We start from the raw sequence: 23,680 nt of genomic DNA, 5'->3' as shown, positions 1-23,680 counted from the left end.
TGGGCGTGGGCCCGATGCTTAAAGATTAGGCGGTTTCGGCGCAAAGCGCGAAGCCATGGCCGCGCCGGCCGGATTCAGACCGCGCCGCCGCCGCGCGCGAGCACTTCGTCGCGGTAGTCGGCCGGGCTGCGGCCGCTCCATTTGCGAAACGCGCGATAGAACGCGCTGGGCTCCGCGAAACCGGTGGCGGCCGCGACGTCGGCGATCGTGCGCGCGGGGTCGGCCAGCGCCTCGAACGCGAGGTCGCGCCGCAGCGTGTCCTTGATCGACTGGTAGGCCTGGCCCTCCTGGTGCAGCTTGCGGCGCAGCGTGGCCTCGGCCACGTGCAGCCGTGCGGCCATCCCGCCCGCGCCGGGCCACGCGGCGGGCGGCATCCCGCGCAGCACCGCGCGCACGCGCTGCGCGAGCGCATTCGGGTTGCGGTACTTGACGATGAAGCTGGCCGGTGCGTTGCGCAGGAAGGTTTTCAGCGTCTTCGCGTTCTGCACGACCGGCAGCGTCGCGAATTCGGGATCGAAATCGACATACGAATCGGGCTCGTTGAACCTCATGTCGTCGCAGAACATCGACGGGTATTCGTGGTCGGCGGGCGGCGTGTCGCAGCGGAAGCACGCATGCAGCAGCGGAATGCGCCGCCCGATCAGCCAGCAGGTCAGCCCGTACACGATGATGAAATAGGTCGCGTACGTGAACATCGCGGGCGTCGCGCCGTTGTTGCGGTGCACGAAGCGCAGTCGCACGCGCTGCGGGTTCGCGTCGAGCTCCGCGTGCAGGTCGTCGAGCACGCAGTGCATGAAATTCACCGCGCGCGCCATCGCATGCAGCCCGTCGCGCGCGGACAGGGCGGACTGGCTCATCGCGATGAAGCTGCCGCTGCGCATCGGGTGGCGATCCTGCCCGAAAAACTCGTCGTCCATCGTGCGCGCGATCGCGTTCCACAGCGCGCCGTACTGCTGCGCGGTCACGCGTGCGCGCGGCTGCGCGAGCAGCGCGGGCGCGATGCCGGCCTGCGCGAGCAGCGGCTCGGCCGCGACGCCGCGCCGCGTGGCGAGCGCGACGCTGTACGCGACGAGGCTGATCGCGACGGTTCCCTTGTCTTCCTGCTTCATCGGTGTCGCCGGTGTGGCAAAAACGCTCAGTGTAAATGAGCGACGCGAGCATCGAACAGTCGCGCCTGCTTGCCTACACTTGTTGCATCGAAACGCATGGACGGTCGCGCCCGGCGGCCGCGGGAGACAGCAGCACCATGGACGAGCTTTACACCGAAGACCAGCGGATGATCCGCGATGCCGCGCGCGCGTTCGCCACCGAGAGGCTGGCGCCGAACGCGGCCCAGTGGGACCACGACGCGCACCTGCCCGACGCGATCGTCGCGCAGCTCGGCGAGCTGGGGCTGCTCGGGATGATCGTGCCGCAGGAACTGGGCGGCTCGTATACGGACTACGTGGCCTACGCGCTGGCGATGGAGGAAGTCGCCGCCGGCGACGCCGCGTGCGCGACGATGATGAGCGTGCACAACTCGGTCGGCTGCGGGCCGATCCTCGGTTTCGGCACGCCGGCGCAGAAGGATCGCTGGCTGGCCGACATGGCGGCCGGCCGCGTGATCGGCGCGTTCTGCCTGACCGAGCCGCACGCCGGCTCCGAGGCGAACAACCTGCGTACCCGCGCGGAATTGCGCGACGGCAAGTGGGTGCTGAACGGCGCGAAGCAGTTCGTGACCAACGGCCAGCGTGCCGGGGTGGCGATCGTTTTTGCCATGACCGATCCGGAAGCCGGCAAGCGCGGCATTTCCGCATTCCTGGTGCCGACCGACACGCCGGGCTTCATCGTCGGCAAACCCGAGAAGAAGCTGGGCATCCGCGCATCGGATACGTGCCCGATCACGTTCGAGCATTGCGCGATTCCCGAAGAGAACCTGCTTGGCAACCGCGGCGAAGGGCTGAAGATCGCGCTGTCGAACCTCGAGGGCGGGCGCATCGGCATCGCCGCGCAGGCGCTCGGCATCGCGCGCGCCGCGTTCGACAAGGCGCGCCGCTATGCGGGCGAGCGCGTGCAGTTCGGCAAGCCGATCGCCGAGCATCAGGCGATCCAGCAGAAGCTCGCCGACATGGCCGTGCAGATCAACGCCGCGCGCCTGCTCGTGCACCACGCGGCGAAGCTGCGCACGGCCGGCTTGCCGTGCCTGTCGGAAGCGTCGCAGGCGAAGCTGTTCGCGTCGGAGATGGCCGAGCGCGTGTGCTCGGATGCGATCCAGATTCACGGCGGCTACGGCTACCTGGTCGATTACGAAGTCGAGCGTCACTATCGCGACGCACGCATCACGCAGATCTACGAAGGCACCAGCGAAGTGCAGCGGATGGTGATCGCGCGGCAGCTTTGAGCGGCGATGCGCGCCGCCGGCCGCCACGCGAACCGGCGAGCCGGCATACGACAGGCAATCAGGCAGGGCACGAGGGCAGCGCGGTGAACGCGGCACGCAACGACGTGACCGTGCGCCGCAACAGAGGAAACCGGGCACACGCTGCAGCGCGCGCACCGGTTGACGGCGAGGCATGGGATCCACGCAAGCGCTGAAGCGTCGACGCGGATCGACAGGAGACGACACGATGACGGTACAGGCATTCCTGGACGCACGCGATTTTCTGCTGCGCCATCGCACCGACTACGAAACCGCGTATCGCGATTTCGAGTGGCCGGTGCTCGATGCATTCAACTGGGCGCTCGACTACTTCGACCCGATGGCGCGCGGCAACACGCAGCCCGCGCTGTGGATCGTCGACGCGGCGACCGGCTCGGGCGATCCGTATTCGTTCGCGCAGATGTCCGAGCGCTCGTCGCGGATCGCGAACTGGCTGCGCTCGATCGGCGTCGTGCGCGGCGATCGCATCCTGCTGATGCTGCCGAACCGTGTCGAACTGTGGGACGCGATGCTCGCCGCGATGAAGCTCGGCGCGATCGTGCTGCCCGCCACCACGCAACTGTCGCCCGACGACGTGCGCGACCGCGTGCGGATCGGCGGCGCGAAATTCGCGATCGTCGACGAGAACGAAACCGCCAAGTTCGAACAACCGGACCTCGGCCTCGCGCGGAAGATCGTCGCCGGCGCGCCGCGCGCGGGCTGGCTCGCGATGAACGACGGTTATGCGGCGAGCGCCGAATTCGAGCCGGACGCCGTCACGCACGCGAACGATCCGATGCTGCTGTACTTCACGTCGGGCACGACGTCGAAGCCGAAACTCGTCGAGCATACGCACCGCACCTATCCGGTCGGCCATCTGTCGACGATGTATTGGGTCGGCCTGCAGCCGGGCGACATCCACTGGAACATCAGCTCGCCGGGCTGGGCGAAGCATGCGTGGAGCTGCTTCTTCGCGCCGTGGAATGCGCAGGCCTGCGTGTTCGCGTTCAACTACGCGCGCTTCGAGCCGAAGGTCGTGCTCGATGCGCTCGTCAAATACCGGGTGACGACGCTGTGCGCGCCGCCGACCGTCTGGCGCATGCTGGTGCAGCAGCCGCTCGCGTCGTTCGATGTGACGCTGCGCGAGATCGTCGGCGCGGGCGAGCCGCTGAATCCCGAGATCATCGAGCGCGTGAAGAAGGCATGGAACATCTCGATCCGCGACGGTTACGGCCAGACCGAGACGACCTGCCTGATCGGCAACTCGCCGGGCCAGCCGGTCGTCGCGGGCTCGATGGGCCGGCCGCTGCCGGGCTACCGGATCGCGCTGCTCGATCCGGACGGCGCGCCGGTGACCGAAGGCGAAGTCGCGCTGCCGATCGGCGCCGACGTCACGCGCCCAGTCGGGCTGATGAAAGGTTATGCGAACAACCCGGACGCGACGGCCCACGCGATGCGCGACGGCCATTACCGCACGTCGGACATCGCGATGCGCCGCGACGACGGTTACTACGTCTACATCGGCCGCGCGGACGACGTGTTCAAGTCGTCCGACTACCGGCTGAGCCCGTTCGAGCTCGAGAGCGTGCTGATCGAGCATCCGGCGATCGCCGAGGCGGCCGTCGTGCCGAGCCCCGACCCCGTACGGCTGTCGGTGCCGAAGACGTTCATCACGTTGCGGCAGGGCTACGAGGAAAGCCCGGCGCTCGCGCTGGAGATCTTCCGCTTCTCGCGCGAGAAGCTCGCGCCGTACAAGCGCATCCGCCGTCTGCAGTTCGCGGAGCTGCCGAAGACGATCTCGGGGAAGATCCGCCGCGTCGAGCTGCGCCGCCGCGAAATCGAGCGCGGCGACGACGCGACCGCGCGCATGCCCGGCGAATACTGGGAAGAGGATTTCGCCGCCGAACTGAAATGACCGGCTGCGGGCCTCACGTGCCGCATGTCGCGGCCGTTGCCCGCCGCCGAACTGAACCGGCCGCGCGGCGGAACGCCGCTTCGCGGCCCTCTGCAAGGAGAGAGGATCGATGAATGCGAATCCGACGCCCCGTACGGGGCAAGACGTGCCGACGGTCAAGCTGCTGATCGACGGCGCCTTCGTCGAGTCCGCCACGAACGAGTGGCGCGACATCGTCAACCCGGCGACGCAGCAGGTGCTCGCGCGCGTGCCGTTCGCGACCGTCGCGGAAGTCGATGCGGCCGTGCAGGCCGCGCACGCCGCGTATGCGACGTGGAAGAACACGCCGATCTCCGCGCGCATGCGCATCATGCTGAAGTTCCAGGATCTCGTGCGCGCGAACCAGCAGCGCATCGCGAGGACGCTGACGGCCGAGCAGGGCAAGACTATCCCCGACGCCGAAGGCGACATCTTCCGCGGCCTCGAAGTCGTCGAGCATGCGTGCTCGATCGGCACGCTGCAGCTCGGCGAATTCGCGGAGAACGTCGCGGGCGGCGTCGACACCTACACGCTGCGCCAGCCGCTCGGCGTGTGCGCGGGCATCACGCCGTTCAACTTCCCCGCGATGATTCCGCTGTGGATGTTCCCGATGGCGATCGTCTGCGGCAATACGTTCGTGCTGAAACCGTCGGAACAGGACCCGATGTCGACGATGGAACTGGTCGAGCTCGCGATCGAGGCCGGCGTACCGAAAGGCGTGCTGAACGTCGTGCACGGCGGCAAGGAAGTCGTCGACGCGATCTGCACGCATCCGCTCGTGAAGGCGATCTCGTTCGTCGGCTCGACGGCGGTCGGCACGCACGTGTACAACCTCGGCAGCGCGCACGGCAAGCGCGTGCAATCGATGATGGGCGCGAAGAACCATGCGATCGTGCTGCCCGACGCGAATCGCGAGCAGACGCTCAACGCGCTCGTCGGTGCCGGTTTCGGCGCGGCCGGCCAGCGCTGCATGGCGACGTCGGTCGCGGTGCTCGTCGGCAAGGCACGCGACTGGCTGCCCGATCTCGTCGCGAAGGCGAAGACGCTGAAGGTCAACGCGGGCGCGGAAGCGGGCACCGACGTCGGCCCGGTCGTGTCGCGCGGCGCGAAGGCGCGCATCCTGTCGCTGATCGAGGCGGGCGTGAAGGAGGGCGCGAAGCTCGAACTCGACGGCCGCGGCGTGAAGGTCGCGGGCTTCGAGGATGGCAACTTCATCGGGCCGACGATCTTCTCCGGCGTGACGACCGACATGACGGTCTACACCCATGAAATCTTCGGGCCGGTGCTGGTCGTGATGGAAGTCGACACGCTCGACGACGCGATCGCGCTCGTCAACGCGAATCCGATGGGCAACGGCGTGGGCATCTTCACGCAGAGCGGCGCGGCCGCGCGCAAGTTCCAGAGCGAGATCGACGTCGGCCAGGTCGGCATCAACATCCCGATCCCGGTGCCGGTGCCGTTCTTCAGCTTCACCGGTTCGCGCGGCTCGAAGCTCGGCGATCTCGGGCCGTACGGCAAGCAGGTCGTGCAGTTCTACACGCAGACCAAGACGGTCACCGCGCGCTGGTTCGACGACGACGCGACGGCCGGCCCGGTGAACACGACGATCCGGCTGCACTGAGCGGCGGAGGATACCACCATGAAAATCGGATTTATCGGCCTCGGCCACATGGGCGCGCCGATGGCGCTGAACCTGCTGAAAGCCGGCCATGACGTGCATGCGTTCGACCTGAGCGCCGATGCGTTGCGCGCGTTGCAGGACGCTGGCGCGCAGGTGGCCGCGTCGCCGCGCGACGCGGCGTCGGGGGCGACGTTCGTGATCACGATGCTGCCGGCCGCGCCGCACGTGCGGTCGGTGCTGTCCGGCGAAAACGGCGTGCTGGCCGGCCTCGGCGCGGGCGCGACCGTGATCGATTCGAGCACGATCGACCCGGCCAGCGCGCAGGCGTTCGGCGCGCTGGTGCGCGAGCACGGCGGCGCGTTCGTCGATGCGCCGGTGTCGGGCGGCACCGGCGGCGCGGCGGCCGGCACGCTGACCTTCATGGTCGGCGGCAGCGACGCGGATTTCGAGCGCGTGAAGCCCGTGCTCGCCGGCATGGGCAAGAACATCGTCCATTGCGGCGCGACCGGCATGGGGCAGGTCGCGAAGGTCTGCAACAACCTCGTGCTCGGCATCTCGATGGCGGCCGTGTCGGAGGCGATGTCGCTCGGCGTCGCGCTCGGCATCGACCCGAAGGTGCTGGCCGGCATCGTCAACACGTCGACGGGCCGCTGCTGGAGCTCGGATACCTACAACCCGTACCCGGGCGTGATCGAGACCGCGCCGTCGTCGCGCGGCTACACGGGCGGCTTCGGCACCGACCTGATGCTGAAGGATCTCGGCCTCGCGAACGACGCTGCGAAGCAGGCGCGCCAGCCCGTCTATCTCGGCGCGCTCGCGCAGCAGCTGTACCAGACGATGAGCAGCCGCGGCGACGGCCAGCTCGATTTTTCGGCGGTGATCCGCCTGTACCAACCGGCAACGAAGAAGGACGCGTGATGATCGAACTGGACTACGTCGACGACGGCGCGATCGCGTGCGCGACGCTCAAGCGTCCGCCCGCGAACGCCTTTACCGCCGACGGGCTGCAGCAACTGCAGGCAACCGTCGCCGAACTGAATGCGAACCCGCGCGTGCGCGCGCTGGTGATCACCGGCGACGGGCCGAAGTTCTTCAGCGCGGGCGCCGACCTCAACACGTTCGCCGACGGCGACCGCGCGGTCGCGCGCGCGATGGCGGCGCGCTTCGGCGCGGCGTTCGAGGCGCTGCACGACGCGCGCGTCGTGACGATCGCGGCGATCAACGGCTACGCGATGGGCGGCGGGCTCGAATGCGCGCTCGCGTGCGACCTGCGGATCGCCGAGACGCATGCGCAGATGGCGTTGCCCGAACCGTCGGTCGGTCTGCTGCCGTGCGGGCTCGGCACGCAGACGCTGCCCTGGCTCGTCGGCGAAGGCTGGGCGAAGAAGATCATCCTGACCGGCGCGCGCGTCGACGCGGCGACGGCGCTGCGGATCGGCCTCGTCGAGGACGTGGTCGACAGCGGCGCCGCGCGCGACGCGGCGCTGGCGCTCGCGCGCAACGTCGCGCGGCAGAGCCCGCACGCGGTCGCGTACAGCAAGGAGCTGATCGGCCTCGCGCGCCGTGGCGTGCCGCGCGGCGCGGCGCTCGCGGTCGAGCGCGAACGCTTCGTCGACCTGTTCGACACGGCCGATCCGCGCGAAGGCGTCGCTGCGTTCCTCGGCAAGCGCGCGCCGCAATGGCACACCGACGGAGAGCCGCAACGATGAGCACGCCGGTGACGAATCACGACGCGTTCGCGGAGCACGCGCCCGAGGTGCTGTTCCGCGTGGTGAACCGCGTGGCGCTGATCACGCTGAACCGCCCGGCCGCGCTCAACGCGCTGTCGTACGCGATGATCGGCGAGCTGGCCGCGTTGTTCGAGCGCTGCCGCCACGACGACCAGATCGTCGCGGTCGTGCTGCGCGGCGCGGGCGAGAAGGGCTTCTGCGCGGGCGGCGACGTGCGTGCGCTGTACCGGATGGTCGCGCAGCGCGAGACCTGGCTGCCGTTCTTCGTCGACGAATACCGGCTCGACCATGCGATCCACACGTTCCCGAAGCCGGTCGTCGCGCTGATGGACGGCGTGACGATGGGCGGCGGCATGGGGCTCGCGCAAGGTGCGGCGCTGCGTGTCGCGACCGAGCGCAGCAAGATCGCGATGCCGGAAACGCGCATCGGCCTCGTGCCCGACGTCGGCGCGACGCATTTCCTGGCGCGCATGCCGGTCGAACTCGAGCTGTACGTCGGGCTGACCGGCGCGATGCTGTCGGGCGCCGACGCGCTGAGCGCGAAGCTCGCGGACTTGTGCGTGCCGTCCGCATGGCTCGACACGTTCGAGACGCGCATCGAAAGCGTCAGGTGGGACGGCGACGCGCTGCCGCTGCTGCGCAAGGTGTTCGAGCCGCCGTGCAACGTGGTGCCGCATGCGGCGCTCGACAGCCAGATGCCGTGGATCGTCCGTCACTTCGACAAGCGCTCGACCGTCGAGCGGATCGTCGCGACGCTCACGCAGGAGCTGGCGCGCGAGGAACTGTCGCGCGAGCACCGTCAATGGCTGCAGGCGACGCTCGACGCGCTCGCGAGCCATTCGCCGACGATGCTTTCGGTGACACGCGAGGCGCTGCTGCGCGGCCGGCAGATGACGCTCGCCGAATCGTTCCGGATGGAGCTCGGCATCGTGGCGCGCGCGATCGAGGAGGGCGATTTCTGCGAAGGCGTGCGCGCGCACCTGGTCGACAAGGATCGCAAGCCGCGCTGGGCGCCCGCGTCGCTGGTCGAGGTGCGCGCCGAACGCGTGCGGCATTTCCTGACGTCGCCGTGGAAGCTGTTCGCGCATCCGCTCGCGGATCTCGGCGCGGCGTGATGCCCCGGCGCGCCGCGCGGCGGCGCGCCGGTTCCCGCCCGTCTCATCGCAGTTCGTCGGGGCGCTCGATCATCGGCGGAATCGCCTGCGCGAGCGCGTCGATCACGCAGCGCGTCTTGCGCGGCAGGTAGCGCGTCTTCGGCCAGATCGCGTGAATGTCGCCTTCGCAGACGAAGCAGCGATCGAGCACGACCACCATCTCGCCGCGCTTCACGTAATGGTCGAGCAGCCAACTCGGCACCCACGCGATGCCGAACCCCGATGCGCCGGCCGCGGCGATCGCCTGCACATCGTCAAAACTCAGTTGATGCGGCATGTCGATCCGCACCGTCGAGCCGTCCGGCGCGCGCAAGTCCCACGGTTGAACCACGCCCGAGCGTGAATACGCGATCGTCCGGTGATGCTTCAGGTCGTCGAGCGTCTTCGGCATCCCGTGGCGCGCGAGATACGACGGCGCGGCGCCGAGGCTGCCGTATTGCGTGCCGAGCCGCCGCACCGCGAGGCTCGTGCTGTCCGCGAGCGCGCCGATCCGGACCGCGAGGTCGATGCCTTCCTCGACGAGATCGACGAACCGGTCGGTGATCGACACGTCGATCCGCAGATGCGGGTAATGGCGTGCGAGATCGAGCACGATCGGCGTCACGCAGTGGTGCCCGAACGCGAGCGGCACGCTCAGCCGCAACTTGCCGCGCGCCTCGTTGCGGCCGCAATCGAGATCGGCCTCCGCCGCTTCCAGTTCCGCCAGCGCGCGCACGCAGCGGTCGTAGTACGCCTGGCCGTCGTCGGTCAGGCTCTGGCTGCGCGTCGTGCGCTGCAGCAGCCGCGCGCCGAGCCGCTTCTCGAGCCGCGCGATCGCCTTGCCGACCGCCGAACGCGTCATGTCGAGCCGTTCCGCCGCGAGCGCGAAGCTGCCCGATTCCACTACCTGCACGAAGGTCGTCACGCCGTCGAGTCTGTCGGTCATCGCAAGTTGCCGTGATTGATTCCTGAAATTCCCCAGTTCGTGGAAATGCATGCGTCAATGGGGAGGGAAATTCTCACTATAGTACCGATTCCCGCCCAGCGTGCGTTGCCGGCCGCACGCGGCGAATCCTACTCACCTGGAGGCGCGCGGCCTGTCGCCGGGCCGCCGCGCAATACGCATGACACGATCCGACTCCCGCAGGAACGCGGTCGCACTCGCGGCCGTCTGTCTCACGTCGCTGATGTTCGGCCTCGAGATTTCGAGCGTACCGGTGATCCTGCCGACGCTCGAACACGTGCTGCATGGCGACTTCAACGGCATGCAGTGGATCATGAACGCATACACGATCGCGTGCACGACGGTGCTGATGGCGGCCGGCACGCTCGCCGACCGGTTCGGCCGCAAGCGCGTGTACGTGATCGGCACCGTGCTGTTCGGCGCGACGTCGCTGCTGTGCGGACTCGCGCCGAACGTGCCGGTGCTCGTCGCGGGCCGGCTGCTGCAGGGCGCGAGCGGCGGCGCGATGCTGATCTGCCAGATCGCCGTGCTGTCGCACCAGTTCCGCGAGGGCCGCGAGCGCGGCCGCGCATTCGGGATCTGGGGGATCGTGTTCGGAATCGGCCTCGGGTTCGGGCCGATCGTCGGCGGCGCGATCGTCGCGCTGGCGAGCTGGCCGTGGGTGTTCCTCGTCCATGCGCCGCTCGCGGCCGTCGCGCTCGTGCTGATCGGCGGCGCGGTGCGGGAGTCGCGCGATCCGCATGCGGGCACGATCGACGTCGCGGGCATCGTCACGCTGTCGCTCGCGTTGCTCGGCCTTGCGTTCTACATCACGCAGAGCGCGGCACTCGGGCTCGCGAGCGCGGCCGGGCTCGGCGTGCTCGGGGCCACGGTGCTCGCGCTGATCGGTTTCGTCGTCGCGGAGCGCGCCAGCGCACGGCCGATGTTCGACTTCTCGGTGTTCCGGATCCGCGCGTTCACCGGCGCGATCTTCGGCTCGATGGGGATGAACTTCAGCTTCTGGCCGTTCATGATCTACCTGCCGATCTGGTTCCAGGTCGCGCTCGGCTACGACAGCGTGACGGCCGGCCTCGCTTTGCTCGCGTACACGCTGCCGACGCTGGTCGCGCCGCCGTTCGGCGAGCGGCTCGCGCTGCGCTACGGGCCGGGCGTCGTGATTCCGGGCGGCCTGTTCACGATCGCGGCCGGCTTCGCGCTGATGCGGCTCGGCAGCGCGGCCGGGCATGCGAGCTGGCTGACGATGCTGCCCGGCTGCGTGATCGCCGGCATCGGGCTCGGGTTGACGAACACGCCCGTCACGAACACGACGACGGGCGCGGTGCCGAGTTCGCGGGCCGGGATGGCATCGGGGATCGACATGAGCGCGCGGATGATCTCGCTTGCGCTGAACATCGCGGCGATGGGCTTCGTGCTGGTCGCGGGGATCGTCGCGAGCCTGAAGGGCGGGGCGGCCGGCGCGATCGGCGATACCGCGCTGCGCAGGCTCGCGCAGGAAATCGCGTCGGGCCGCACCGACGGGCTGCACGCGATCGCACCCGCGCTCGCGCAGGCCGACCCGAGCGGCGCGGCGCTGCATGCGGCGCTCGTGCACGGTTTCGGCTGGGTGATGGTCTACGGCGCGGCCGGTGTTGCCGTGCTCGCGACCGCGAGCGCGGTGGCGTTCGCGCCCGCGCGGCGCCGGGCAGCGGTATGCGAATGACGCGGCCCGCGCGCGGCGCCGCGCCGCCGCTCAGGACGTCCCGCCGCCGAGCGCGCGGTACAGCGTCATCTGGTTGTTGAGCCGGTTCAGGCGCGTCAGTTCGTCGGCGCCTTGCGCGCTCCTCAGCACCTGCTGCTGGTCGAGCCACGGCTGCACGGCGGTCGCGCCCGCCGCGAAACGCGCGGCGGCCAGCCGTTCCGCGCGCTGCGCCTGTTCGAGCGACAGCGCGCGCTGTTCGGCTTCGCGTTCGAGCTGCACGCGTGCCGACAGCGCATTCTCGACTTCCGCGAGCGCCGTGTAGAGCCGCTGGCGAAATCCGACCACCGCCTCCTGGTACTGCGACTTCGACACCTTGATCTGCAACTGCATCGTGTTCCACTGGATGAACGGCAGCGCGAGGCCGAGCCCGAGCGTGCCGACCGGGTTCGTCAGCACGCGCTCGAGGCTCGTGCTCGTCGTGCCGGCGCTGCCGGTCAGCGTGAAGGTCGGGTAGAAGCTCGTGCGCGTCGCGTCGACCTGCGCAAGCGACTCGCGCAACCGGAATTCCGCGGCGCGCAGGTCGGGGCGGCGGCCCAGCAGGCTCGCGGGCAGGCCGGCCGCGACCTCGGGCGGCGCTGCGTCGGGCAGCGCCGACGGTTCGGCCGCAAGCTGCTGCGGCGGCCGGTCGAACAGGATCGCGAGCGCGTGGCGGTTCTCGGTGCGTTGCTGGATCAGCTGCGTCTGCGCGGCGCGTTGCGCGGCGAGGCTCTGTTCGGCCTGCGCGAGATCGAGCCCCGACACGGCGCCGGCGGCGTGTCGCGACCGGACGAGCGCGAGCGTGCGCACCGCATACGCGATGTTCGCGTCGCCGAGCGCGATCTGCCGGTTCAGATAGCCGAGCTGCCAGTACAGCGACGCGGTCGTGCCGATCAGCGACAGCCGGGCGGCTTCGAGATCGGCGGCCGTCGCATCGGCTTCCCAGCGCGCCGAGTCGCGCAGCGCGGCCAGCCGGCCCCACAGATCGATTTCATAGCTGAGCGAACCGTTGATGCCGCTCGACCGGCTCGTCCGGTGCGTATCGAGCGTGCGCGACACGGCGCCGTTCGCGCTGGCCGTCACGTTGGGCGTCAGGTTCGTATCGGCGAGACCGGCCTGCAGTTGCGCGCGATAGACGCGGATCGCCGCGATCGCGAGGTCGTTGTTGGCGCGCAGCGCGTCGTCGATCAGCGCGTCGAGTTGCGGATCGTTGAAGCTGTGCCACCAGTCGCGCGTGGTGGCCGGCGCGTTCGCCGCGACCGGCGCGGCCCAGTGCGCGGGCATCGCGACGGCCGGCAGCGGATCGTGACGCGCACCCGCGCACCCGGCGAGCAGCGTGGCCGCGCACGCGAATGCGCCGAGGCGGCGAAGCGGTGAGGAATGCGTCATGGCAGGTCTTTCGTCAATCGCGCGCGAGCGCATCGATCGGATCGAGCCGCGACGCGTTGCGTGCGGGCATGAACCCGAATATCACACCGGTGAGCGTCGAGCACACGAACGCCGTCACGATCGCGCCGGCGGAGAACACCATCTTCCACTGCACGACGAACATCGAGAACAGCGCGCCGAGCCCGAACGACAGCGCGATGCCGATCGTGCCGCCGAGCAGGCAGACGAGCACGGCCTCGACGAGGAACTGCTGCAGGATGTCGGATTGCCGCGCGCCGACCGCCATCCGGATGCCGATCTCGCGCGTGCGCTCGGTGACCGACACCAGCATGATGTTCATCACGCCGATCCCGCCGACGACGAGCGAGATCACGGCGATCAGCGACAGCAGCAGCGTCAGCGACTGGCCGGTCTTCTCGACGGTCTTGACCACGCTGTCCATGTTGTACGTGAAGAAGTCCTTGCGGCCGTGGCGCTGGATCATCAGCTTCTCGAGGCTTTTCTCGGCGGCGGCGCTCGGCTGCCCGTCGCGCACGCGCACGGTGATGCTGTCGAGATAACGCTGGCCGAACAGGTGCCCGCTCGCGGTCGTGTACGGCACCCACACGTTCAGGCTCTTCACGCTGCCGAACGCGCTCTTCTTGTCGGCCGTCACGCCGATCACGACGCACGGCACGTTGTCGACCAGGATCACGTCGCCGACCGGGTTGCGCGTCGCGCCGAACAGCTTGCGGCGCGTGTTCTGGTCGATCACGGCGACCTGCGCCTGGCGGCGCACCGCGTCGTCGTCGAACGCGGCGCCGAGCGCGAAACGCATCCCGCGCGCCTGAAAGTAGCGCTCGCCGACGCCGCTCACGAGCGCGTTGACGTCGACGTTGCGGTAGCGCAGCAGCAGCGTGCGCGATGTTTCGGGCGTCGCGCTGTCGACGTACGGCTGCTCGGCGAGCGCGGCGACGTCGGCCGGCACGAGCGTCTGGATCGTGTCCGCGCGGCTGTCGCCCCAGTCGGTGCCCGGATAGATGTTGATCGTGTTGGTGCCGATGCTGCCGATCTCGTCGAGCATGTAGCGCTTCGCGCCTTCGCCGATCGCGACGATCGACACGACCGACGTGATGCCGATGATGATGCCGAGCATCGTCAGCAGCGTGCGCAGCCGGTGCGACACGAGCGCGATCCAAGCCATCCGGCATGCCTCGGCGAAGCGGCCGGTGCCGGCCGCGAAGCGCGGGGCGCGCGGGGCGGGATCGGTATCGGCGTTGGCGTTGGCGTCGGCGGGCGTGGCCGTATCGTGACGATCGACTGCCGACGAGCCGGCAGCCGTGGCGGTTGCGGCGGCTTCGGCCGTATCGATGCCGGCGTCGGCGAGCGCTTCCGCGTAGTGCCGGTTCGGCCGGTCGGCGACGATCTCGCCGTCGCTGATCTCGATGATGCGCCGCGCATGGCGCGCGACGGTCTTGTCGTGCGTGACGATCACGATCGTGTGGCCGAGCGCGTTCAGCTCGTGCAGGATCCGGAGCACCTCCTGGCCGCTTTTCGTGTCGAGTGCGCCGGTCGGCTCGTCGGCGAGGATCACCTGGCCGCCGTTCATCAGCGCGCGCGCGATGCTCACGCGCTGCTGCTGGCCGCCGGACAACTGCCCGGGGCGATGATGCGCGCGATCGGCGAGCCCGAGGCGCGCGAGCAGTTCGCGTGCGCGGGCGTGCCGCGCCGCGCGTGGGGTGCCTGCATAGATCGCGGGCATTTCGAGGTTCGCGACCGCGTCGGCGTGCGGCAGCAGGTGGTAGCGCTGGAACACGAAGCCGAAGTGCTCGCGGCGCAATTGCGCGAGCTCGTCGCTGTCGAGCATGTGCGTGTCGCGCCCGCCGACCGTGTACGTGCCTTCGCTCGGATGATCGAGGCAGCCGAGGATGTTCATCAGCGTCGACTTGCCGGAGCCCGACGCGCCGACGATCGCGACGATCTCGCCCGCGTCGATCGACAGGTTCACGTTGTTCAGGACGACGACGTCCTTGTCGCCGGCCGGAAAGCGTCGTGTCACGGCGGCGAGTTTGAGCAGGGGCTGGCGCATCGTCACACCGCGTCCGACAGCAGCGCGTGGTCGTCCGCCGACGCTTCGCCGAGCACCACGCGCTCGCCGTCCTTCAGGCCGGCCAGCACTTCGACGCGAACGTTGTTGTTGATGCCGAGGCGGATGTTGCGCGTGTCCGTGCTGCCGTCGGCGCGCAGCACGCGCACCGCATAGGTGCCGTCCTTGCGTTTCTCGCCGAGTGCGGCGGCCGGGATGCTCAGCGCGTTGCGCGCGTTGCCGAGCACGATGCTGACCTGCGCGGTCATCGCGATGCGCAGCCGGTGCTCGGGATTCGGCACGTCGAACAGCGCGTTGTAGAACACCGCGGCATTCGGTTTCGCGCCGCCTCCGCCGAGCGGGCTTTGTACGTCGGCGTAGTTCTGCGGCGCCGGTTCGATCGCGCGCAGCTTGCCGTAATGACGCTTGTCCGGTTCTCCGAGGCTCGTGAAATACGCGGTCTGGCCGGCGCTCACGCGGATCACGTCGGCTTCCGACACCTGCGCCTTCACGGTCATCGTGTCGAGATTCGCGAGTTTCAGAATCACCGGCGCCTGCTGCTGCGCGATCACGGTCTGGCCTTCCTGCGTGACGATCGCGACGACCTGGCCGTCGATCGGCGCGACAATGCGCGTGTAGCCGAGGTTGGCCTGCGCGGTCTCGATCTGGATGCGGGCCGAACGGATCTGCGCGGCGAGCGACGCGAGGGTCGCGCGCTGCACGTCGAGCGTCGCCTTCGCGGCTTCGAACGATTCGCGCGACGTCGCGTCGTCGGGCAGCATCGCCTGCTGGCGGCGGAACGCGAGTTCGGCTTGCGTCAGCTGCGCGGCCGCCGATTGCTGCTGCGCGCGCAGGCTTTCTTCGCTGGCGCGCGCCTGGCGCAGCGCGTTTTCCGAGATCACGGGATCGATCTCGGCGAGCCACTGACCCTTCGTGACCTTGTCGCCGAGCTTGACCTTCAGCGTCTTCAACTGCCCCGACACCTGTGCGCCGACGTCGACCTGCCTGAACGCCTGCAGCGCGCCGGTCGCGAGCACCGCGTTCTCGAGATCGCCGCGCGTGACGGGCGCGGACAGGTACTGCGGGTGCTTGTCGGGCGCGCAGGCTTTCAGCGTGACGCCGGTGGCGATCGCGACGACGGCAAGGGTAGCCAGCACGATGCGCCGGCGGCAATGGGTCTTCTGGGCCATGAGAACACTGCGAGGATGAAGCGATGCCGGCGATGCGTGCGGCCGGGCGGGACGATCCGGCCGGCGTCGCATGCCGGGCATGTCGCCCGCGACGGCATCCGCGTACGCATCGCGCGGGCGTGCCGGGCCGAATCAGGCGCCCATGGTAAGCGAGGAATTCGCGCCGAATCGTGTGGAAATTGTGCTGAATTGTGCGAGCGCCGTGTCGCAAGGGGGCCAGGCCGCGTGATTGTGGCGATGTGTGAACGACCCGACGTTCGCGCTACCGATGTGCAGCGACGATGGCCATCATTGGGCGGTCGCGCTCCTCGTCGAGCGCGGGCATCGCGTCGACCTGCTCGGGCGTCGGCCCCCATTCGCCGAGATGCGCGAGCGTGAAGCCGCAGCCGATCAGCAGGTTCACGAGCGTGCCGAGCGTGCGGTGCTGCTTGACGACGCCCGGCGCGAGCCAGTCGGTCACGCGTTCGCCTTCACGCTGGTAGCCGTCGAGCGGCCAGGTGCGGTTACCCTGCGCGTCGATGACGAAGCCGGGCCGGCGCGGCGCCGTATAGACCGGATGCTCGATCGAAAACACGAGCCGCCCGCCCGGCACGAGCGCGCGGTGGATCGTGCGCAGCAGCGTGTCGAGGTGCGCAATGTAGTGGAACGCGAGCGAGCTGTAGGCGAGATCGAATGCGGCGTCCGGCAGTACGAGCGTTTCGAGGTCGGCGCGGCGGTACGTGATGGCCGGATGCGCGGCGGTCGAGTTCGCTCGTTCGAGCATGCGTTCGGACACGTCGACGCCGAGCACGCCGGCCGCGCCCTGATCGGCCGCCCAGCGGCTGAACCAGCCGTAGCCGCAACCGAGATCGAGCACGTGGCGGCCGCGCAGATCCGGCAGCAGCGCGCGTAGCGCGGGCCATTCGGGCGCGCCGTCGAGCCCGTGAATCGAGCGGTTCAGGCGGCTGTAACCTTCGAAGAAGGCCGGGTCGTCGTAGATGTTCTGCGTCATGCGGCGCGCCTCGTGCGAGCGGGGCACGCGGTGCGGTGCGCCCGAACCCGCGAGCTTACGCGTGCTGCCTGCCCGCGTCGATCCTGCGCTGCGTGTCGGCATCGACGATCTCGCGGATCGCGCTGAACAGCGGCGCGGCGTCGGTGTAGCGCCGGCCGTAGCCGAGATTGAACGCGTAGTCGAAATCGGGCGGATTGCTGCCCTGGTTGTGCTGCAGGATCGTTTCGAGCTTGTCGAGCGCCTTCGCCGCGCGCGCTTCCGGCGATGCGGCCGCTTCGTATTCGTCCCACAGCGCGACGATCGCGTCGCGCTGCGCATTGTCGAGCGACCCGGCCAGTGTCAGCAGGTCGTCGCGTTCGTGCCCGCTCTTGTCGGGATGCGCGGCCTGCTCGATCGCGGGGATGTCGCCGTGCAGCGCCTCGCCGAGATCGTGGACGACGCACAGCTTCAGCAGTTTCAGCATGTCGATGCCGGGCAGCGCGTCGGCGAACACGAGCGCCATCAGGCACAGCCGCCAGCTGTGTTCGGCCGTGCTTTCGGGGCGGCCGTTCGACGTATGGCCGCTACGCAGCACGTCCTTCAGGCGTTCGGCTTCGCGCAGGAAATCGAGCCGTGCGCGGATCGTATCGGGGTTCATGGTCGGCGTCCTTGCGATGAGCCGTCCAGCGTACGCCGCCCGATCGCGGTTCGTCCACGCATGAAATATGCGCGGCGCGCGCTAAAGCGTCTCGACGAGTCGCGCGGCCGAGCCGTCCGACAGCGTCATGCGCGTCCACCGGCACCGGCTGCCGCGGATCGGCACGACGCGCGATGCGTTTGCGCCCGTGTCGAACTCGACGCTCGGCGGCCCCGCGCGCTCGTGCCAGCCGAGCGGATCGAGCGCGGCCTCCATGCGGACGATTTCCGGCGTCGCATAGCGCCACAGCGACGTGCCGAGCAGCATCGAAAGCGGCTGCGAGAACTCGGCCGCGCGCGCCGGTGAACAGGCGAGCAGCCGATGCGTGAGGTCGCACACGAGATGCAGGCGGCCCGCGCTGCCCGCGATCAGCCGCGCGAGCGCGTGGTCGCCGGCGGAATCGAGACGCGCGGCGAGCAGCCGTTCGGCCGTCGCGCGCTCGTCGGGCGACATCTGCTGGCGGCCGGCTTCCCAGCGCGAGATCGTCGATTGCGCGACGCCGAACAGTTCGGCCGCATGGCTTTGCTTGACGCGGTGCAGCGCGCGCCAGCGCTTGAGTTGCGGGCCGAGCGGCGGCGTGTGAAGCGGTGAGGCGGTCATGACGATGCTCCCGTGGCGGCGCGTGCCGCGCGCGCCGTTACATGATCCGGATGCCGCCGTTTGCCTGGATCGCGATGGCCGCGAACGGCACGAGCACGATGCCGCCCAGCACGAGCACGCCGTCGGCGGCCACCGTGATCGGCGTGGCGAGGATCCGCAGGCCCATGCCGACGACGGACGGCGATTCCCGGATGTATACCCGGTACTGCTCGTTGAACGCTTGCGCGGCGCCCTTGTCCTGCTCGGCGAAACCTTCCGTCGAATAGCGCTTGCCGCCGATGTCGCCTTCGAGCACGAGACCGGCCGGCGCGGCGGTGAAGCCGTCGGCACGGGCAGCCTGCCGATCGTCGTCCGACGCGTCCTTCGGCAACACGATCCGGTAGTGGCCGGTGATGCCGCCGCTCGCGTGAAAGTCGGCAAACGTCGTATGCAGCGATTTCCGGTAGCCGGACAGCAGCACCGGCCGCAATTGGGTCGGCAGATCGAAGATGTAATGGTAGCGCGTGCCGAGGACGACCAGCTTCTTGCCGTCCTGGGTGATCATGAAACTGGTGACGTACTCGCTGTATGCGTCGTCCTTGTACAGCTTCGGCGTGAAACAGCCTGACAGCGCCAGGCTGCTCGCGGCCATGGCGGCGGCCAGCAGGCGCCGGCGCGTGATCGATGTGCTCATTTGTTGTTGTCCCGTCTGTGCGGTTCGGTTCAGTGGCTTGCGCCCTCGGAAGCGCGATTCTCGCGTATCGGCGGCAGGTTGTCGAAGGGAAATCTGTCATGGCAGCGGGCGGCCGGATCGCTTCGTGCCCCGCCGAAAACGTTTTCGCCATGCTTTCAACCGGCTCCGCCATATCTTATTATTCGGCGAGAGCGGCGCATGCCGGCCGCCGTCGGTGATGTCGACGGCACGACGCGCCGGCAACGATGACCGACTTTCGGCCGCCGCGTCGCACGGCGCGTGGTCGACATGACAGGGCACGCGAGGCCGCGCGTATCCCGAAAAATGACACGAGGGCGCGATGGTACGACTGGTATTGCTGCTGCTGGGCATCGAATATCTGCGAACCCGCTGGCGCGGGCTGACCGTGCTCGGCTGGGTGTGGGTCGCGGCAGGCGTCGGGATCTTCGTCGACGCGCTCGACGGCGCGCTGCATTTCCCGATCGAGCTGTTCGCGTGGCTGTTCCTGATCGAGGGGCTCGCGACGCTCGCCATGGCCGGCAGCGGCGTCGGCGGGCAGCGCATCCTGCGCTACGTGAAGGGTATCGTGGTGGTCGTGGCCGCGGGGCTCGTGTTCGCCGGCCATCACCACGGCCACTTCCTGCTGTCGATGATCTTCGGCACGCTGTTCCTCGTCGACGGGCTGCTGCAGTGCACGTCCGCGTGGATGGTGCGCTACCGGCGCTGGAACGTGGCCTTCGCGTGGGGCATCGTCGAGATCCTGCTGGCGGTCTTCTTCTTCCAGCCGTACCCGACGCATTACGTCGGCACCGTGCCGTACTGCCTCGGCCTGCTGCTGATGTTCGGCGGAATGCACATGCTGAGCCTCGCCGCGCGCGTGCGGCGCCTGACGCGCAATCCCGCGTTCGCGACGTCGCCCGCGCCGGCGCTCGTACCCGATCTCGACGATGCGCGCGAGCAGCCGCGGTTCGCGCAAGCCGAATGGGACGGCCCGCCGGCCGACGGCGAGCACGCGCTCACCGTGCACGTGTGGACGCCGACCGGCACGTCGAAGGCCGAAGCGCAGCGTTATCCGGTGATCGACCGCTACATCGCGGCGGTGGACGTCAACGGCGTGATCTCGACCGGGCACGCGGCGCTGGAGTCGCCCGAAGGCATCTACATCAGCCTGTACCCGGGCGTCGAAATCGATCGTTCTCCGGACGAATTCACGCGCATCCTGCGCGCGACGCGCGAGAACGACGTGCCGGGCCTGTTCCAGCCCGACTATGCGACGGAGTCGAAAGCGTGGTGCCCGTCGACCGTGCGCGTACGCATCCGCAACTACGATCCGGCGAAGCTCGAAGCCTTCTGGTCGTCGTATCGGCAGAACGTCACGTACAACCTCACGCACCGCAACTGCTCGAGCACGGTATCGAATGCGCTCGAAGCCGCGCTCGACGGCGCGGTGTGGCGACTGAAGGGGGCGCGGGCCGGGTGGGGCGCGTTCGTGCGGCTGCTGCTGACGCCGGAGCTGTGGGTGGCCGCGCAGATCCGCAAGCGTGCGGTGACGATGGCGTGGACGCCCGGCCTCACGCTCGACTATGCGCGCGCGCTCAGCATGCTCGCCGATCCGCGGCCGTTCGCGTGGTGGAAGGTCGCGCGCTCGGCGGTGAATGCGATCATGGCGTCGCGCCGCGCGTGGCGCGAGCAGGACAGCGCGGCGCTGTCGCCCGGCCGATCGGAGGCCGCGTCGATGAAGTGAAACGCGTGGCGCCGGACGAGGGCCCGGCGTCACTTGGGTCGCCACCGCGCGACCCGGCGAGTGTGCCCGCCATCACGACCCACAGACGACAACAATGAACGAGACGAGAGCTTTACGCATCCTGATTCCCGCTGCGCTCGTGCTGGCCGGCGCCGGTTTCGCGCAGGCGAGTTCGGACGAAGTGCCGCGCATGAGCAACGACGTGTACCGGACGTCGGTGTCGTTCTGCTCGAACGTCGCGGCCGCCGAGAAGATCGCGTGCCAGGGCGACATGATCGCCGCGGGCAGCCGGATCGTCGCGGCGATCGGCGGCTTGCCGCCGGCGTCCGCCACGGCGATCGACGAAGGCGCGCGCAACAAGCTGCCGCCGGAGGAGCGCAAGGGTCTCGCGCCCGTCGAACCCGGCGCGATCGACAAGGACGACGACGTGGCCGGGCTCGCCGGCATGGTGCGTCTTTGCGACGTGTACGAATCCGAGCCGGCGTCCCGCGCGCGGCATCACGCGGCGCTGCGGCAGAAGGCGCCCGATGCCGCGCCGCGTGTCGAGGCGTTGCTGGCCGACGCGTCGACGGCCGCGCGCCAGCGCGTCAGTATCGGTGTGTGGCAGATTCTCGCGCTCGAGGGCCCCGAAGCGTCCGCCCGCGCGTGCACGCAGCTCGGCACCGGGTCGTGAGCGCCCGGATGCCACAGGTGCGAGCCGTGCCGCCGTCGATGTGCCGGCATCGATAGTGCCGCGTTCGGCGCATGCCGGGACGGTCAACCGCTCGCGATCGTGGCCGGCCTGACCCGTATCGGCTTGCCGAGCGTCCGGGCGACCGGAGAAGTCCGCACCGCGTCGCGCACGAGCGTCTGCTGTGCGGGCGACAGCGGCGCCGCGAAGCGCAGTGCGATATCGAAACCCGTTTCGTGGTCGAGGCGGTCGACGGTCACGTCCGCCGTGCAGGCGGGCAGTGTCACGCCCGCGCGTTGCGCGGCCAGGTCGATCGACATGCAGACGCACGCCGCGAGCGCGCTTTCGAGCAGCTCGTGCGGCCGCATGCCTGCGTCGTCGCCTTGGCCTTCCTTGTGCGTGTCCGCACGCACGACGCTGCGCCCGTGGCGGAAGGCAACGGGTGGTACCGGTACCGCTTGTAACAGGGTGGGCGGCGACCCGCGAGTTCTTTCGTCCACCTTCACATTCGTGCCACGTTGCGACAGCAACAATCGTGGGCAGACATTCGACAACCTTGCGGCGCATCCCGCGACCGCATGCCTTTTCCGAGGAAACACGCCATGCTCAAGACGCTCGCCCGCGCCGCTGCCGCCCTCGCCGTCGCTTCCGTTTCACTGCACGCCGCCGCGCAGACCAGCTACGACTACCTGTTGCTCGCCGCCTCGTGGGAGCCCGGCTTCTGCGCGTCGCACGATACGCCGGAATGCACGAACCTCGCCGGCTCGTATGCGGCGACGAGCCTGTCGCTGCATGGGCTCTGGCCGAACCGCTATGACGGCAACCAGCCGTTCTACTGCGGCGTGCCGCAGAACGACATCGACCTCGACAACGCGCACCAGTGGTGCAGCATGGACGCCTATCCGATCAGCAGCGCGACCCGCAACACGCTGTCGACGTACATGCCGGGCGTCGCGTCGTGTCTCGACAAGCACGAATGGTTCAAGCACGGCACCTGCTCGAACTCGGCGACGCCCGACGCGTACTGGAACCAGGCGTCGGGCATGATCAGCCGGCTCGGCAACACGTCGTTCAACGCCTTCCTGCAGGCGAACGCGGGCAAGACGGTGACGCGTAACCAGCTGCTGTCGGCGTTCGAGGGCGCGTTCGGCAGCAACACGCGCAGCGCGGTGTCGTTGAAGTGCACGAAGACGAACGGCGTGAGCTACTTCACGGAAGCCTGGATCGCGGTCAAGACGAATGCGGCCGCGCAGTTCCCGAGCGCGGCGTCGCTCGTGACCGACGGCAACACGCAGGGCACGTGCCCGACGTCGGGCGTGTTTATCGCCAGGTAACGGGGCACGGCGCGACGCGGGCGGGATCGCGCACGTCGCCGCCGGTCACGGCGCGGCGCAGCGCGCGCAATTTCCGGTCGGCATCGACCTCATTCTGGCGGGGATCGGAACGGCCCAGTGAGCCGGCCTGCGGCGGGCGGTTCCCGGTGAGGCGCCGGTTTGTTACGCGAGCAGGTGCAACGCGTCGGCGAGCGACAGCACCGTCGTGCGCGATTCGAACGCGGTGGCGAACAGATGCTCGTGAACCACCGGGTCCGGGTCGTAGCAGCAGTCCTTGACGGTATAGAGGCGGAAATCCGCGTCGCTCGCATGGGCGATCGAGGACAGCATCACGCCGGTCGACGCGATGCCGACCAGGATCAGCGAGTCGATTCCTCGCGCGGCAAGCCGAGCCTGCAGATCCGTGCCGAAGAACACGCTGGCGCGGTGCGCGACGATCAGCGGTTCGTCGGCCTGCCGGCCCAATTCCGGGCAGACGTCGTCGTTGATGAACAGGCCAAGCTGCTTGATGCCCTGGCCGTTCTTGTTGAGCGGGCTGACTTCCGGATAGCCGGGGCGGAAGCGGAGATTCGCGAACCAGACGCCGACGCCGGCAGCCCGCGCCGCGTCGCACAACCGGCGCGTGTTGGCGAGCAGTTCGGACGCGACCGACGGAAAGAGGCCGAGGATGTCGGTCTGGTAATGCATGACGAGCAGTGCGGTGCGGGACGGCACGATCGCGGGAATCGATGCGGAGGCGTCGGCGTTCGTGCAGGCTGTCGTGACGATTGCTGGTGCGTTGTCCGGATGCATGCTTGATGTTCTCCAGTAACCGCTGGGGGTGTCAGAAAATCGATCGTATCGTGCGAGTCGCCA

Annotated in this window: 21 protein-coding genes; 10 read left to right on the top strand and 11 right to left on the bottom strand. The window is 69.1% G+C overall.

The features are described 5' to 3' along the window. Window positions 1-74 precede the first annotated feature (74 nt). Window positions 75-1,109, bottom strand: a complete 1,035-nt coding sequence (locus tag VXM69_RS12195) for an AraC family transcriptional regulator (protein WP_059556849.1) — start codon at window positions 1,107-1,109, stop codon at window positions 75-77. 137 nt (window positions 1,110-1,246) lie between these two features. Here VXM69_RS12195 and VXM69_RS12190 point away from each other — a divergent pair, with 137 nt between their 5' ends. The 6 genes from VXM69_RS12190 (at window position 1,247) to VXM69_RS12165 (ending at window position 8,797) form a co-directional block, all read left to right on the top strand. Further along, entirely contained in the window at window positions 1,247-2,380 is a 1,134-nt protein-coding gene (locus VXM69_RS12190; RefSeq protein ID WP_034189303.1) for an acyl-CoA dehydrogenase family protein, read from the top strand. Between the two features lie 226 nt (window positions 2,381-2,606). Next, on the top strand, window positions 2,607-4,313 hold the full coding sequence (locus VXM69_RS12185) for an AMP-binding protein (protein ID WP_034189304.1): 1,707 nt from the start codon (window positions 2,607-2,609) through the stop codon (window positions 4,311-4,313). A 109-nt stretch (window positions 4,314-4,422) separates the two neighbouring features. Beyond that, entirely contained in the window at window positions 4,423-5,952 is a 1,530-nt protein-coding gene (locus VXM69_RS12180; RefSeq protein ID WP_367188672.1) for a CoA-acylating methylmalonate-semialdehyde dehydrogenase, read from the top strand. Window positions 5,953-5,970: 18 nt separating this feature from the next. Then, the gene (gene mmsB / locus VXM69_RS12175) at window positions 5,971-6,870 is read left to right on the top strand and encodes a 3-hydroxyisobutyrate dehydrogenase (protein ID WP_049031012.1); all 900 of its coding nucleotides are present in this window, start codon (window positions 5,971-5,973) and stop codon (window positions 6,868-6,870) included. Continuing rightward, window positions 6,870-7,661, top strand: a complete 792-nt coding sequence (locus VXM69_RS12170) for an enoyl-CoA hydratase (protein WP_049031013.1) — start codon at window positions 6,870-6,872, stop codon at window positions 7,659-7,661. Before mmsB ends, VXM69_RS12170 begins: the two co-directional genes overlap by 1 nt. After that, a complete protein-coding gene (locus VXM69_RS12165; protein ID WP_069706732.1) occupies window positions 7,658-8,797 on the top strand; it encodes an enoyl-CoA hydratase/isomerase family protein in 1,140 nt (379 codons plus the stop codon). Before VXM69_RS12170 ends, VXM69_RS12165 begins: the two co-directional genes overlap by 4 nt. Before the next feature lie 43 nt (window positions 8,798-8,840). Here the strand turns inward: VXM69_RS12165 and VXM69_RS12160 are convergent, their stop codons facing one another. Then, window positions 8,841-9,761, bottom strand: coding sequence for a LysR family transcriptional regulator (locus VXM69_RS12160; RefSeq protein WP_059556845.1), 921 nt, complete (start codon window positions 9,759-9,761; stop codon window positions 8,841-8,843). 178 nt (window positions 9,762-9,939) lie between these two features. Between VXM69_RS12160 and VXM69_RS12155 the strand changes: the two genes are divergently transcribed. After that, window positions 9,940-11,478, top strand: coding sequence for an MFS transporter (locus VXM69_RS12155; RefSeq protein ID WP_367188671.1), 1,539 nt, complete (start codon window positions 9,940-9,942; stop codon window positions 11,476-11,478). Between the two features lie 30 nt (window positions 11,479-11,508). Here VXM69_RS12155 and VXM69_RS12150 read toward each other — a convergent pair whose 3' ends face one another. The 7 genes from VXM69_RS12150 to VXM69_RS12120 form a co-directional block, all read right to left on the bottom strand. After that, window positions 11,509-12,882: an efflux transporter outer membrane subunit gene (locus tag VXM69_RS12150; RefSeq protein ID WP_367188670.1), complete on the bottom strand. Its 1,374-nt coding sequence runs from the start codon at window positions 12,880-12,882 to the stop codon at window positions 11,509-11,511. Window positions 12,883-12,895: 13 nt separating this feature from the next. Continuing rightward, a complete protein-coding gene (locus VXM69_RS12145; RefSeq protein ID WP_367188669.1) occupies window positions 12,896-14,950 on the bottom strand; it encodes a MacB family efflux pump subunit in 2,055 nt (684 codons plus the stop codon). 2 nt (window positions 14,951-14,952) lie between these two features. Then, window positions 14,953-16,137: a macrolide transporter subunit MacA gene (gene macA / locus VXM69_RS12140; protein WP_367188668.1), complete on the bottom strand. Its 1,185-nt coding sequence runs from the start codon at window positions 16,135-16,137 to the stop codon at window positions 14,953-14,955. 262 nt (window positions 16,138-16,399) lie between these two features. Further along, complete coding sequence (locus VXM69_RS12135; RefSeq protein ID WP_049028328.1) at window positions 16,400-17,128, bottom strand: bifunctional 2-polyprenyl-6-hydroxyphenol methylase/3-demethylubiquinol 3-O-methyltransferase UbiG; 729 nt, start codon at window positions 17,126-17,128, stop codon at window positions 16,400-16,402. Window positions 17,129-17,183: 55 nt separating this feature from the next. Further along, window positions 17,184-17,765 carry an HD domain-containing protein gene (locus tag VXM69_RS12130; protein WP_200086340.1) on the bottom strand — a complete coding sequence of 194 codons (582 nt, stop codon included), beginning with the start codon at window positions 17,763-17,765 and terminating at the stop codon, window positions 17,184-17,186. Window positions 17,766-17,846: 81 nt separating this feature from the next. After that, on the bottom strand, window positions 17,847-18,404 hold the full coding sequence (locus VXM69_RS12125) for a helix-turn-helix transcriptional regulator (protein WP_069706738.1): 558 nt from the start codon (window positions 18,402-18,404) through the stop codon (window positions 17,847-17,849). 37 nt (window positions 18,405-18,441) lie between these two features. Continuing rightward, entirely contained in the window at window positions 18,442-19,077 is a 636-nt protein-coding gene (locus tag VXM69_RS12120) for a hypothetical protein (RefSeq protein WP_367188667.1), read from the bottom strand. A 340-nt stretch (window positions 19,078-19,417) separates the two neighbouring features. Between VXM69_RS12120 and VXM69_RS12115 the strand changes: the two genes are divergently transcribed. After that, window positions 19,418-20,821, top strand: coding sequence for an HdeD family acid-resistance protein (locus VXM69_RS12115; RefSeq protein ID WP_367188666.1), 1,404 nt, complete (start codon window positions 19,418-19,420; stop codon window positions 20,819-20,821). 94 nt (window positions 20,822-20,915) lie between these two features. Beyond that, on the top strand, window positions 20,916-21,494 hold the full coding sequence (locus VXM69_RS12110; RefSeq protein WP_034189318.1) for a hypothetical protein: 579 nt from the start codon (window positions 20,916-20,918) through the stop codon (window positions 21,492-21,494). 83 nt (window positions 21,495-21,577) lie between these two features. Here the strand turns inward: VXM69_RS12110 and VXM69_RS12105 are convergent, their stop codons facing one another. Further along, window positions 21,578-21,991, bottom strand: a complete 414-nt coding sequence (locus VXM69_RS12105) for an OsmC family protein (RefSeq protein WP_367188665.1) — start codon at window positions 21,989-21,991, stop codon at window positions 21,578-21,580. Between the two features lie 102 nt (window positions 21,992-22,093). Between VXM69_RS12105 and VXM69_RS12100 the strand changes: the two genes are divergently transcribed. Continuing rightward, window positions 22,094-22,825 (top strand): ribonuclease T2, encoded by a 732-nt coding sequence (locus VXM69_RS12100; RefSeq protein WP_034189320.1) that lies wholly within the window; start codon window positions 22,094-22,096, stop codon window positions 22,823-22,825. Window positions 22,826-22,987: 162 nt separating this feature from the next. On the opposite strand, the gene VXM69_RS12095 is transcribed toward VXM69_RS12100, so the two are convergent. After that, complete coding sequence (locus VXM69_RS12095; protein ID WP_367188664.1) at window positions 22,988-23,617, bottom strand: isochorismatase family cysteine hydrolase; 630 nt, start codon at window positions 23,615-23,617, stop codon at window positions 22,988-22,990. Window positions 23,618-23,680: the final 63 nt, after the last annotated feature.

Origin of the sequence: Burkholderia sp. Ed8, from assembly GCF_040761425.1 — a bacterium.
In the GTDB taxonomy this organism is placed as follows: Bacteria; Pseudomonadota; Gammaproteobacteria; order Burkholderiales; family Burkholderiaceae; genus Burkholderia; species Burkholderia seminalis.
The sequence above is the reverse complement of the archived record's forward strand: the minus strand, read 5'-3'. Positions and strand labels throughout refer to the sequence as shown.